This is a genomic window from Pseudovibrio sp. Ad26 (assembly GCF_001623285.1).
GTDB lineage: Bacteria > Pseudomonadota > Alphaproteobacteria > Rhizobiales > Stappiaceae > Pseudovibrio > Pseudovibrio ascidiaceicola.
Genome location: NZ_LMCE01000146.1, coordinates 76,863 through 89,984 on the forward strand (window position 1 = coordinate 76,863; position 13,122 = coordinate 89,984).

The following is a 13,122-nucleotide window of genomic DNA, read 5'->3' on the forward strand; positions in this document are numbered from 1 at the left end:
CTTAAAACGACATAAATGCACGGATATCCCAATGGCACAGTTCGAGAATATCTTCAGATCCTCTGGCAGCCCTTTGCCTGCAAAACATCCACTCAGTCACATTCTCATTGGAGGGCTTGGCGGGATTGTTGCCATCGCAATTCTGGCATTGATGGATGGTAGCCTCGAAGCCGCCTTGCTGCTCGGCTCTTTTGGCGCATCCTGTGTCCTCATTTTTGGATTTCCAGAAGCGCCCTTCTCACAGCCAAGAAACATAATCGCAGGCCATGGTCTGAGCTCGTTTGTCGGACTGCTGCTCCTGACATTGTTCGGTCCCACTTGGTGGGCACTTGCTTTGGCAGCAGGGCTGGCAATTGCGTTGATGATGGCAACGCGCACCGTTCATCCGCCAGCAGGCTCAAACCCGGTCATCATCTTTCTGGCTCAGCCAGGCTGGGATTTCCTGCTGTTTCCAACACTAACGGGCGCTGTATTACTGGTGATCGTGGCGTGGGTTTTCCTAAAACTCAGCAAACGCTCAGCCTATCCCGCCTACTGGTGGTAAGAAGGCAAATTTAAAGGGGAACACATGTCGGGAAAGAGGAAGAGCGCGTTAAATCAGCTCTTCTTGGCCCATAAGACGCTTGGCTGCGGCACGGGCCTCTTCGGTGATAGTGGAACCAGCGAGCATCCGGGCAATCTCTTCGTGGCGGTCGCTCTCCGCGATCTCAGTGACACGGGTCGCAACACGGTCTTTCTCCACCTCATCCTTGCGGATCAGGAAGTGACCATTGGCACGCGCTGCCACTTGCGGTGCGTGCGTTACCGTCAGCACCTGAACACTGTTCGCAAGGCGGGCAAGACGCACGCCAATCGCCTCAGCCACTGCACCACCCACACCGGTATCAATCTCATCAAACACCAGTGTCGGAGAAGACCCTTTGTCTGCCAGCGACACCTTCAACGCTAATAGAAAGCGGGAGAGTTCACCACCAGAAGCAACTTTGAACATCGGCCCCGGACGGGTCCCCGGGTTGGTCTGCGCCCAAAACTCGACAGTGTCGATACCAGACGGTCCGCGTTGCTCAACATCACTCTCAATATTGATGATAAACCGCGCCCGTTCCAGCTTCAGGGCTGGAAGCTCAGCATGAACAGCAGCCTCAAGTCCCTTAGCAGCCTTCTGGCGCTTCTTTGAGAGCGCAATCGCCAACTTGTCATAAGTTTGCTTGGCGGCCTCCACAGCGCTTTCCAGCGCCTGCAATTTCTCTTCACCTGCATCCAGATCAGAAAGATCACCTTCCATCTGGGCCCGCAGCTTAGCAAGGTCATCCGGCTGTACAGAATACTTGCGAGCCGCAGCCCGCAATGCGAACAGACGTTCTTCCGTCTGCTCCAGCTCTTGCGGGTCAAAATCCGTATCACGCAGCGCCTGCTCCAAACCACCGCGCGCCTCCTCCAGCTGGTCCAAAGACCCGCCGATGGCTTCAACAACACTTGTCAGATAGTTCGGCGCCAGATCAACTTTGCGCTCAAGACGGCGCAACAAACTGGAAAGCTCAGGAATTGGAGAGGCTGGTCCGTCAAGTGCCTCATAACCCTCGCGCAGATCGCCTGCAATCTTCTCCACCTGCATCATATCCTGACGCCGCAGAGCAAGCTCGTTCTCTTCCCCATCACGAGGATCAAGCGCGCTCAATTCATCAGCACTGGAGCGCAGATAATCCGCCTCACGGCGGGCTTCTTCAATGCGGGTAACATGATCTTTCAGGGCCTTCTCGGCAGTGCGAACCGCTTTCGCGCTCTGCCCCACCTTCGCAGCATCACCTTCCAGCCCGCCAAAGCTGTCCAGCAGCTGACGATGGCTCTCAGGATCAATCAGGGCGCGGTCGTCATGCTGTCCATGAACCTCAACCAGCAACTCTCCGATCTGCCGCAGCAAACCAGCACTCACGGGCGAGTCATTCACAAACGCACGGGTACGACCATCCGATGCCTGAACACGGCGCAAGATGATGTCGCTGTCGTGCTCTAGTTCATTTTCCTGAAGAAGGGTGCGCAGAGGATGCGCCATTGGAACGTCGAAAACCGCGCTCACCTGACCGCGGTCCTGACCATGCCGAACCAGTCCGGCGTCTCCTCGCCCACCAAGGGCGAGGCTTAAACTGTCGAGAAGAATAGACTTACCTGCACCGGTTTCACCCGTCAGAACACTCATGCCGTCGCTGAAATGCAAATCCAGCTTATCAATGAGAACGATATCCCGAATAGAAAGCGATGCCAGCATGGTAGTCTAGGAAACTCCGATTCCTTGAAAGGCTTAAAGGAGTTTCATATCCCCAAATGCCCTGCTAAGCCAGCTGCCTTTGTTCTCATGTGGCTCCAGACCGCCCTTTTTCAAAAGAGAAAACGCATCTTTGTACCACTGGCTCTGCGGGAAGTTGTGTCCCAGCACCGCTGCAGCTGTCTGTGCTTCGTTCGTCACACCAAGTGCATAATAGCTTTCGGTCAGACGATAGAGCGCTTCTTCAACGTGACGGGTGGTCTGATAATTGCTCACCACAGTCTTGAAGCGGTTGATAGAGGCAAGGTAGTTACGGCGTGCCAGATAGTAGCGGCCAACTTCCATTTCCTTACCAGCCAGCTGATCTTCCGTCGCGCGGATACGCTGACGAGCCTGCTTGGTGTATTCAGAATCTGGGTAACGCTGAACAACTTCACGCATTGCATCCAATGCTTTGGCAGTCACAGCCTGGTCACGACCCACATCTGGGATCTGACGGAAGTAGGACTCACCAATAATGAAGAGCGCGTAGGCGGAATCATCGTTACCAGGATAAAGCGAGGTAAAGCGCTCAGCAGCAGAAATCGCTTCAGGATACTTACCCATTTTGAAGTTCAGGTAAGCAATGTTGATCAGCGATTTACGCGCGAATTCGGAGTAAGGATAGATGCGGTCAAGCTCGTAGAACTTTTTCGCAGACGCTTGAACGTCGCCAGATGCACGAAGAGCCAAAGCCTCATTGAACATTACTTCCGCAGGAGTTTCATCCAGCGCAAGATCATCAACATCATCCTTGGTTGCACAGCCCGCAATAACGAGTGCCATCGCCAAAGAGGTATATCTAATCGCTCTTTTGAGGCGATTAGCCCCCAAAGCAGTCCCGGCAGCATCTGAACGCAGCAATGTTTCCGACTCCTATCGTGTTGGGATTCGGGTAAAATCCCTCCCAGTTCACGCTTCTATCTCAATGTTTGGATAACGTCACGTAGTACCACAGCATTTGCCTCGAATTTATGTCGGAATAGAGGCAAAAACCGTTGAATAACTATTTTAGCCTCAGGAGACGTTAGGGCCAAATGCTGCAGCCTGCAGTCCGCCAATCAACTCGGCATGACCTTTTTCGCGTGCGTGACGATCTACCAGAGCAACATCAGCTTCGACAATTTCAAAAGCATCCGGGTTCTTGAAAAGCTCCACAAGGATGCAGTGATTCATACGGTGACCGCCTTTGTAAGAGCGGTACTCGCCCAAAATAGGCAGACCAGCAAGAGCAAGATCACCGATCGCATCAAGGCTTTTATGACGTACGAATTCGTTTGCCCAACGGGTTCCTTCAGGGTTCAGAACGCGATCACCGTCAAGAGCGACGGAGTTCTCTAGGGAAGAGCCCATGGCAAAGCCAAGCTTCCAGAGCTTCTCAACATCCTGCACGCTACCAAAGGTACGGGCACGGGAAATCTCGTCACGGAAGTAATCAGGTGTCAGGTCAAACTTGAGCTGCTGACAACCAATTTTCTCGTGATCGAAATCGATGGTGATGTCAAAACGGGTGCCGTCAAACGGGTTGAGTTCACACCATTGATCACCGGAAACGTAACGAACTTTTTCTTTGATGCGGATAAAACGACGCTTTGTGCCAAGCGTTTTCAGGCCAACACGGTCGATAGCTTCAACGAATGCTTCGGAGCTACCATCCATGATTGGCATCTCAGGTCCGTCAATGTAAGCGGTCACATTGTCAACGCCCATACCGCGCAGAGCAGCCATCAGGTGCTCAACGGTAGAGATGCCGCTGTCATGAGGATCACCAAGTACGGTGCACAAAGATGTTGCAGTGACTTCCTTCCAGTTTGCTTCCGTCTGCACGTAGCCGCCCTTGGTGCTACGATGGAAAACAATGCCGGAATTAGCGTCTGCAGGGTGAAGAGTAATGGAAGCTGGACCGCCGGAGTGAACCCCAATACCATTCAAGGTTACACTGTCTGCAAGCGTTGTCTGTTTTTCGACACGCATTCCCATATTGTTCCAGCCTTTATCATTCCGCTCCAGGTACATACTGAACCTCACGAGCCACTACTTTCGAATACCCTCTGCGGGTTGGCTGGAACATAGCTCTTGGAGCTTACCAAATAAAATAAAGCTTTATTACGGTTTGTAACGTCCTGAAAATTTTAGGTACATTTACCGACAGTTTCACTTAAAAACGCAAAGCAGCAACCCGGAAAAATCCGGATTGCTGCTCGAGAGGCGCGAGTTCTGTTGATAATCAGGTGGCTTGGCGGCGCAAGAACGCCGGGATTTCCAACTGATCATCTTCGATCATCTGTGAGCGTGCTGGTGCAGGGCGTCCACCAGCGTCCAGAGTCCCGGCTGCACCGTGATTCTGAGGCTCGGTAGAACGAGGCGCTGCTGGCTGGCGTGGAGCCTCAGCAAACGCATCTGCCTGTACTGGCTCATGGTGCTCCATGTGCTCATCTTCACGGCGGCCAAGACCACCAGTCAGACGGCGCAGAAGACCCATTGGGCGACGCTCTTCTTCCAAATGATGCTCATCATGCTCTTCAACCTGCTGGGCCATAGTGGCTGGTGCTGGCTGAGGAGTTGCAGATGCCGGCTGTGGTGCAGGCGCTGCAGCAGGAGCATCCGTGCGCGCACGAATTTCACGCTGTGCAATCGGCGGAAAGTCTTCAACACGTGGCATACGTGTCTGAGGCTCTACCTTTTGTGCAACAGGTGGAATAAATGGCTCAGGAATATTGGTAGGCTCATCAAAAGCCTGCGTTGGTTCCTCAAGTGCATCATATTCCTGCACAGGCTCATAACGACGAGACTGATAAGGAGAAATTTCCACTTCCGGGTCAGTTGCAACAGCAACCGGCTCAGAGTGCATAAGTGTTTCGGCTGCTGCGGAGCCCATCGCGCGCATCGCACGAACTGGGGTGGGTGCAGGAGCTACTTCTACCGGCGCAGCTACCGCTGGACTGGGCGTAGGCGTAGTAGCGCTCTGCAGACGCTCTGTGAGTTCAGCCATACGAACCTCTGCAGGAGAGATATCTTCACGCAGCTCTTTGTCGATGCCAGTGGCAACAACAGAAACGCGGATAATACCGTCCAGAGATTCATCGAAGGTCGCACCAAGAATGATGTTCGCTTCTGGATCTACTTCCTCGCGGATACGAGTTGCAGCTTCATCAACTTCAAACAGCGTCAGGTCGTTACCACCAGTGATGGAGATAAGCAGACCGCGCGCGCCCTTCATAGAAGTCTCGTCAAGCAGCGGGTTCGCAATCGCAGCTTCAGCAGCCTGAATGGCACGCTGTTCGCCGGATGCTTCACCGGTACCCATCATCGCTTTACCCATGCCACGCATTATGGAGCGTACATCAGCAAAGTCGAGGTTGATGAGACCTTCTTTGACCATCAGGTCAGTGACGTTCGCTACACCGGAATACAGCACCTGATCAGCCATGGAGAAGGCGTCAGCAAAGGTGGTCTGTGCATTCGCAATGCGGAACAGATTCTGGTTTGGAATAACAATAAGAGTATCAACATTACGCTGTAACTCTTCGATGCCGGCTTCGGCAACACGCATACGTCTGGACCCTTCAAACTGGAAGGGTTTGGTAACCACACCGACGGTCAGTATACCTTGTTCACGCGCAGCACGAGCAACAACTGGCGCAGCACCGGTACCGGTGCCACCACCCATACCCGCGGTGATAAACACCATATGCGAGCCGGACAGGTGATCGTTGATCTCGTCAATAACTTCTTCAGCAGCAGCTGCACCAACTTCAGGCTGGGAACCAGCGCCCAAGCCTTCCGTAACAGCAACGCCCATCTGGATAACACGCTCAGCCTGGCAAAGAGCCAATGCTTGTGCATCCGTATTAGCAACAACAAAGTCACAGCCCTGAAGACCGCTCGTTACCATGTTATTTACGGCGTTTCCGCCACCGCCACCAACACCGAATACGGTGATCCTGGGCTTCAATTCCTGAATATCAGGCATTTTCAGGTTGATTGTCATATTAACCTCGCGACCCTAATAACATGCCCGAAGTCGGGCATGTCGTTCTTCCTCTCGTGCGTCCGCCGCATCTGGCGAAACTCGTGATAGTGGGGGTTATGCGCTTCCCCACTAGAAACTTTCTCTAATCCACTGACCAACCCGAGCCAGATAGCTCCCGCGCCCTTTAAGGCCACGGCGTTGGTGCCGGGGTTCGAATTGCTCAATCTGTGCCACCTGCGGATAAATCAGCAGGCCCACAGCTGCAGAGAACGCCGGACCCTTGGCTTCCTCTGGCAAACCGGAGATACCCAACGGACGCCCCAGACGCACACTGCGTCCAAGAATGCGTCGTGCCGTTTCAGAAAGGCCAGTCAACTGACTGCCCCCACCTGTCAGCACAACACGTTTGCCCACTCGGCCTGCAAAACCAGAAGCGACAATCCGGTCTCGCACCATCTCCAATATTTCTTCAACGCGCGGGCGAATAACCCGCGTCAGCATCGCCCGGGGGATCTGCGTTGGCAGATCTCCATCCGTATCCACGGGCGGCACCTGAATAAAATCACGGTCGTCCACCACACTTGGCAGGGCCGACCCATGTAAAACTTTCAAACGCTCAGCAGCTTCCATCCGTGTGGAGAGCGCGCGCGCCACGTCCATGGTGACGTGATTACCGCCGACAGCCAGCGCATCCAGATGCACCATCTGCCCATCAACAAAAATCGAAAGCGTGGTTGTGCCACCACCCATATCAATACAGGCCACACCCAGCTCAATCTCGTCTTCTACCAGCGTGGAAAGGCCTGCTGCGTAAGGCGTCGCAACCAGTGACTCCACTTGCAGGTGTCCACGTTCGATACAAAGCTCCAGATTACGCACCGGCGGCACTTCTGCAGAAACCACCTGCATGTCCACGCCCAGCTTGCGGCCCATCATGCCACGCGGATCACGAATGCCGCGGTTGCCATCCAGCCCGTAGGAGATCGGCAGCGCATGCATCACCGCCCGTCCCTCGGTCGCCGTATGGGTAGAACCTGCCGCCAGCACACGCTGAATATCGGCCTCAGTCACACCTTCAGTTCCAAGCGGCACCGTGGCGGAGAAAATCTCACTCTGCAGACGGCCACAGCTGACAGTCACCAGCAGCGTTTCCACCATCACACCGGCCATACGCTCGGCCTGATCAACCGCGCGGCGGATCGCCTGCTCAGCCTGATCCATGTCCACAACAACGCCGGACTTCATGCCAGTAGACGCCTGATAGCCGTATCCCAGCACCTCAATGCCATGCGAACGGCCCGGCATCAGGTCCTCCTCATCACCAGGCACCAATTTCGCGATAATACAGCACACTTTCGTGGAGCCGACGTCCAGCACAGAAACCACAACAGATCTGCGGCTTGGCAAAGGCCGCATCCGCGGCAGAAAAATCACGTTCTTATTCGAGCTCATGTGTCCCTCCCGGAGTTGGAGGGCGTACCCCGTTGCTCGATGGTGGTTTTGCGGCGAATGGCGGCGTCATCCGAAAGACGCACCACAACGCGATCCTGCAAACGCAGGTCCACCGCAACGATATCGCGGGAGAGCAAACCACCTTGATCATCTAGCTTCTTAAGTTCAGCCAGCGCATCGCCAACATCAAATTCTGGCAGACGCACTGTAATTCCGTTTTCCAGGGCAAGATCCCAGCGTCGTTCGGAGCGCAGCTTTGCAGCGCGCACCCGGGCACGGATACCTGGGAAATTGTCCAGCTCGCTCATGATCTCACCAGCACGCAGCTGCGCACCGTGATTGACCACGCGAAGCAAATTCGCATAACGGCCATCCACCTCATCGGTGATGACCTCGCCTTTTTTGGTGATGACAGACGTAATGTCCCCACGCTGCCAGAGCGCATAAGGCTCTTGCTCTTTGATCATCACACGCAGCGTACCGGGGTAGAACTTCTGGATGGCCGCATTCCGGATCCAGGCAATACCTTCCAGACGCTCTTTTGCGTCAGCCGCATCAAACAACATCAAAGAAGGACGTTCGTGAAGTTCAAGCGCTTCCAGCACCTGAAACTCGGTAACACGCTGCAAACCTTCCATTTTGATCTCATTCACCGCGAAACCGACGGAGGATGTAACTGATTCGCTCACATTACGGGCGTGTCCACCCAGCGTAATGCCATAAGCAGCGGACAATGCAAGGAAGCCAAAAGCGCCCGCTGTTGGTGCCCAGGATGGGATAAGTGCAAAAAATCCAGTGACCCCCCAAGCGGGTCTCTGGTGCAAACGCGATACGCCACGACTTCTGAAGCGATAGCTCCAGACGCCTGTGCGTTCCCGCAATGCATCAAATTTTGCCTTTATCTTCCGCAACTTGCGTCCTCCACGATCCAACTCACCAATTCTTGAAAATCATGTCCGGCATGTGCCGCGATTTCCGGGAGCAGTGATGTTGGCGTCATGCCGGGTTGAGTGTTCACCTCAAGACAAATCAGTTCTCCTAGGCCACCGGGTCCTTCGTTAAAACGGAAGTCGGCGCGTGTAACGCCGCGACACCCCAGAGCCTGATGTGCCTTGAGACTTGATTTTTGTATTTCTTGGTAAACAGATGGTAAAATTTCCGCAGGAAGTATGTGTTGTGAACCGCCTGGGACGTATTTTGCGTCATAATCGTAATAAGTGTGACCCAGCGGTACAATTTCTAGTACCCCTAACGCCACATCACCCATCACCGCGCACGTCAATTCGCGGCCAGGGATGTAACGCTCGACCATGAGCAAATCACCATACTGCCAATCTTCGCGTGTCAATTCCTGCGGAGGATGCTCTTGCCCCTCCTTCACAATCAGCACACCGAAGGACGATCCTTCGTTGATTGGTTTGATCACATAAGGCGGTTCCATCACATGACGGCGCGCAGCATCAGCGCGGCTGACCACAACGGCATTGGCAACAGGAACACCAGCTGCCTTCATCACGGCCTTCGCCTTTTCCTTATGCATGGCAAGCGCAGACGACATCACCCCGGAATGGGTGTAGGGAATATCGAGCACTTCCAGAATACCCTGAATAGCCCCATCCTCACCAAACGGCCCATGCAGCGCGTTGAATGCCACGTCTGGTTTCAGCTCCTGAAGCACAGCAGAAATGTTGCGGTCAACATCCACACGCGTGATCTGATAACCAGCCGCTTCCAGAGCGTCCGCACAGTCTTTGCCTGAAGACAGAGAAACAGGTCGCTCAGCAACCCATCCACCCATCAAAACTGCAACATGCTTGGTCATCACAAAACCCAATCCTGATTTAAACGCCTAAAACAACACGTGAACGGAGTTAACCCGTTTTACCCAAAAACGGCTCAATCGCCGCTCCGTCCACAAACGCCCCAAGACGTTTGATTTCCCATTCCAGACGCGTCCCTGTCTTTGCCAGAGCATCCCGGCGAACAGTCTCGCCAAGCATTTCCAAATCGTGAGCGGTAGCGTCTGCAACGTTCAACATAAAGTTGCAGTGTAATTCCGACATTTTTGCGCCGCCGATCTGCAATCCACGGCATCCAGCTGCATCAACCACCTTCCAGGCACTGTTGCCTTCAGGATTTTTGAAAGTAGAGCCACCGGTTTTCTCGCGAATGGGCTGTGCTTTCTCACGATGAGCAACAACTTCAGCCATTTCCGCCCGGATCTCGTCTTCACTCTGAGCAAAACCTTCAAACACCGCACTGGTAAAAATCAGGTCCTTTGGCGCAGAAGAATGGCGATACGCATAGCCCATTTCCTCATTGGAAAGAGTGAGGATTTCGCCGGATCGTGTCACCGCGTTAACGTTAACAACGCGGTCCTTTGTCTCGGTGCCGTGAGCCCCTGCATTCATGCGCAGCGCGCCGCCAACAGCACCCGGAATACCGGTGTAGAAGGCAAACCCACCCGTACCAGTCTTAGCCGCTTCTTCCGCAAGCTTCTTGTCAGGAACGCACGCCCCTGCCCGCAGCTTATGTCCACCCAGATACTCTACCTGACCAAACCCGCGGATTGGCAAACGAATAACAACACCTTCAATGCCGCCATCACGAACCAGCAAGTTGGAGCCAAGCCCAACCACAGTCACAGGCACATCTTCAGGCAGCGCCTTCATGAACACAGCCAGATCAGCCTCATCAGCAGGCTGGAACATCAATTGCGCAGGACCACCCACCCGAAACCATGTCACCGCAGAAAGCAGCTGGTTCGGGATCAGACGACCGCGAATGTCTTCCACAGCATCACCCAGCAATGGCAGCAGATCAGGGTAGGTTACAGTTTGGCTCATACAGTCTCTCCTTTGGGAGAAAGCGCTTCCAGCTCTACAGGCAACTTGTAAGCCCACTGAGTAATGTTCCCTGCACCAAGGCAAATCACCAGATCATCTGGCTCCGCCAACTCTGCAATCTTGCCAGCCAGCTCATCAGGACCGGCAATGCTGTGAACCGAACGGTGACCACCAGCACGCAGACCAGAAATCAGATCAGCCTGATCAGCCCCTTCAATCGGCTGCTCGCCAGCTGCAAACACAGGCGCAATCACCACCTTGTCTGCATCGTTGAAGCAGGCACAGAAATCATCAAACAGGCTCTGCAAGCGTGTAAAGCGGTGGGGCTGCATCACAGCAACCACCTTACCTTCAGCTGCCTCGCGCGCCGCATGCAAGACGGACTTAATCTCCACCGGATGGTGCGCGTAGTCATCAAAGAACTCCACACCGTTCCACGTCCCGGTATGCGTAAAGCGACGCTTCACTCCGCCAAAGCCTGCCAGACCCTTGCGGATGTTCGCATCAGAAATACCGAGAGAATGCGCCAAAGCAATCGCAGCTGTCGCATTGGAAACGTTGTGCAGACCCGGCATAGGCAACACCAGATCCTTGAGCTCAGTCACCTTATCCCCGCGGCGATCATGAATGATCACGGTGAAGATGGACTTGCCACCCTTAGTCGAGACATCAGTAAAACGAACATCAGACTGAGGGTTGGTGCCGTAAGTGATGATCCGGCGGTCTTCAATCTGGCCCACAAGGCTCTGCACCTCTGGGTGATCCAGACACATAACCGCAAAACCGTAAAACGGAACGTTCTCAACAAACTGGGCAAACGCAGCGCGGACACCATCAAAATCACCGTAGTGATCAAGGTGTTCAGGGTCGATGTTGGTCACAACAGCAATATCAGCAGGAAGCTTGACGAATGTCCCGTCGGACTCGTCCGCTTCAACCACCATCCAGTCACCCTCACCCATGCGGGCATTGGTGCCGTAAGCGTTGATGATACCGCCATTGATAACAGTCGGGTCCATGTGGCCCGCATCCAGCAGCGCCGCAACCATGGAGGTCGTCGTCGTCTTGCCGTGTGTGCCGCCAATGGCAATCGCCTGCTTGAAGCGCATCAGCTCCGCCAGCATTTCAGCGCGGCGCACAACAGGCATGTTATTTTCGCGTGCAGCCTTCAGCTCAACGTTGCTACCCTTGATCGCGGAAGAGATGACACAAACATCAGCGCCGTCAAGGTTCTCGGCAGCATGACCCACCATGACCTTGATGCCCTTATCACGCAAACGCTGCACATTTGCATTCTCGGACATATCAGAGCCCTGAACACGGTAGCCAAGATTATGCAGCACTTCGGCAATACCGCTCATTCCAATGCCGCCGATACCGACGAAGTGCACTCCCCCAATGTCTACTGGCATTTTCATGAGGTAATCTCTCTCTGTTCATTCGCCGGTGCAGCACCGACAAGTGTTTCGGTCAGATCCGCAAGGCGCTGTACAGCTTCCGGCGCGCCCTGCGCCTGCGCTGCCTGTGCTGCCTGTGCAAGACGGCCCGGATTATCCATGAGTTCTTTCAGCTCACGGGCCAGTCGTTGCGGATCAAGTTCTTTTTGTGGGATCGGCCATGCGCCACCTGCCTCAGCAAGCACATTCGCATTCATGCCCTGATCGTTATCAAGAGCACCCGGTAAAGGCACCAGAATAGAAGGACGCCCAATCGCTGCCAGCTCACATACAGTACCAGCACCGGAACGGCTGATAACCAGATGAGCCGCCGCAATACGCTCAGGCAAATCAGTAAAGAAGGACGCAACCTGCGCCGCAACACCCATCTCGCGATAGGAGCTTTCAAGTCCTTCCAGATCTTCAGGTCGCGCCTGCTGCACAACGACCAGCTGCTCGCGATCTTCCGGCGCCATCAGCTTCAACGCCTCTGGCAAAATCTGAGAGAACACGCGCGCACCCTGCGAGCCACCAAACACCAGCAGATGAAAAGCGCCACCTTTTTCTGGTGCGTTATAGGCCTGACCACATACCGCGATCACATTGTCACGCAGTGGATTGCCGGTCATGGTCGCTTTGGCAGCCAGATCAGCAGGCAATGTTTTAAGCGGAAAGCTGGTTGCAACGGCACTTGCGCCTTTGGCCAACATCCGGTTCGCCCGGCCCATCACAGCATTGGCTTCATGCAAAATGGAAGGAACACTTAAGAGACGGCCAGCAAACATTGGCGGAAAGGTCGGATACCCACCAAAGCCAACAATCGCAGCAGGCTTCGCCGCGCGGATTGCCTTCATGGCCTGCAACGTACCCAAGCCAAGCTTAATCGCCGTTTTGGCGAGAGAAATCGGGTTCTTGCCACGAATGGTGTCGCTTTTGACCAGATGCACGTTATCTGCTGGAAAAGCACTGCCGTACTTGTCTGCGCGACTGTCCGTGATCAGCTCAACACCATACCCACGGCGCTTCAGCTCACAGGCCAGCGCTTGTGCAGGAAACAGGTGACCACCCGTTCCTCCAGCAGTGAGCATAATCTTTGGCTTCATTTCACTCTCC

The 13,122-nt window shown here is 54.3% G+C and carries 11 protein-coding genes; 1 reads left to right on the forward strand and 10 read right to left on the reverse strand.

All coding sequences use genetic code 11. From position 1 onward, the window contains the following. Positions 1 to 31: 31 nt before the first annotated feature. Positions 32 to 544, forward strand: a complete 513-nt coding sequence (locus tag PsAD26_RS24110; protein WP_063312436.1) for an HPP family protein — start codon at positions 32 to 34, stop codon at positions 542 to 544. A gap of 48 nt (positions 545 to 592) precedes the next feature. Here the strand turns inward: PsAD26_RS24110 and recN are convergent, their stop codons facing one another. From recN to murG, 10 genes are all read right to left on the reverse strand, one after another. Beyond that, positions 593 to 2,266: a DNA repair protein RecN gene (gene recN, locus PsAD26_RS24115; RefSeq protein ID WP_063312437.1), complete on the reverse strand. Its 1,674-nt coding sequence runs from the start codon at positions 2,264 to 2,266 to the stop codon at positions 593 to 595. A 33-nt stretch (positions 2,267 to 2,299) separates the two neighbouring features. Further along, positions 2,300 to 3,166: an outer membrane protein assembly factor BamD gene (locus PsAD26_RS24120; protein ID WP_057465730.1), complete on the reverse strand. Its 867-nt coding sequence runs from the start codon at positions 3,164 to 3,166 to the stop codon at positions 2,300 to 2,302. 153 nt (positions 3,167 to 3,319) lie between these two features. After that, positions 3,320 to 4,282, reverse strand: a complete 963-nt coding sequence (gene lpxC, locus PsAD26_RS24125) for a UDP-3-O-acyl-N-acetylglucosamine deacetylase (protein WP_057465827.1) — start codon at positions 4,280 to 4,282, stop codon at positions 3,320 to 3,322. A 247-nt stretch (positions 4,283 to 4,529) separates the two neighbouring features. Beyond that, complete coding sequence (ftsZ, locus tag PsAD26_RS24130) at positions 4,530 to 6,293, reverse strand: cell division protein FtsZ (RefSeq protein ID WP_063312438.1); 1,764 nt, start codon at positions 6,291 to 6,293, stop codon at positions 4,530 to 4,532. Between the two features lie 111 nt (positions 6,294 to 6,404). Beyond that, positions 6,405 to 7,727, reverse strand: a complete 1,323-nt coding sequence (ftsA, locus tag PsAD26_RS24135; RefSeq protein WP_063312439.1) for a cell division protein FtsA — start codon at positions 7,725 to 7,727, stop codon at positions 6,405 to 6,407. After that, the gene (locus tag PsAD26_RS24140; protein WP_208980678.1) at positions 7,724 to 8,638 is read right to left on the reverse strand and encodes a cell division protein FtsQ/DivIB; all 915 of its coding nucleotides are present in this window, start codon (positions 8,636 to 8,638) and stop codon (positions 7,724 to 7,726) included. Before PsAD26_RS24140 ends, ftsA begins: the two co-directional genes overlap by 4 nt. Further along, the gene (locus tag PsAD26_RS24145; protein ID WP_063312440.1) at positions 8,626 to 9,549 is read right to left on the reverse strand and encodes a D-alanine--D-alanine ligase; all 924 of its coding nucleotides are present in this window, start codon (positions 9,547 to 9,549) and stop codon (positions 8,626 to 8,628) included. Before PsAD26_RS24145 ends, PsAD26_RS24140 begins: the two co-directional genes overlap by 13 nt. Positions 9,550 to 9,598: 49 nt before the next feature. After that, the gene (gene murB / locus PsAD26_RS24150) at positions 9,599 to 10,573 is read right to left on the reverse strand and encodes a UDP-N-acetylmuramate dehydrogenase (protein WP_063312441.1); all 975 of its coding nucleotides are present in this window, start codon (positions 10,571 to 10,573) and stop codon (positions 9,599 to 9,601) included. Then, a complete protein-coding gene (gene murC / locus PsAD26_RS24155; protein ID WP_063312442.1) occupies positions 10,570 to 11,991 on the reverse strand; it encodes a UDP-N-acetylmuramate--L-alanine ligase in 1,422 nt (473 codons plus the stop codon). Before murC ends, murB begins: the two co-directional genes overlap by 4 nt. Beyond that, the gene (gene murG, locus PsAD26_RS24160; RefSeq protein WP_063293902.1) at positions 11,988 to 13,112 is read right to left on the reverse strand and encodes an undecaprenyldiphospho-muramoylpentapeptide beta-N-acetylglucosaminyltransferase; all 1,125 of its coding nucleotides are present in this window, start codon (positions 13,110 to 13,112) and stop codon (positions 11,988 to 11,990) included. The genes murC and murG overlap by 4 nt, the downstream gene beginning before the upstream one ends. Between the last annotated feature and the right edge of the window lie 10 nt (positions 13,113 to 13,122).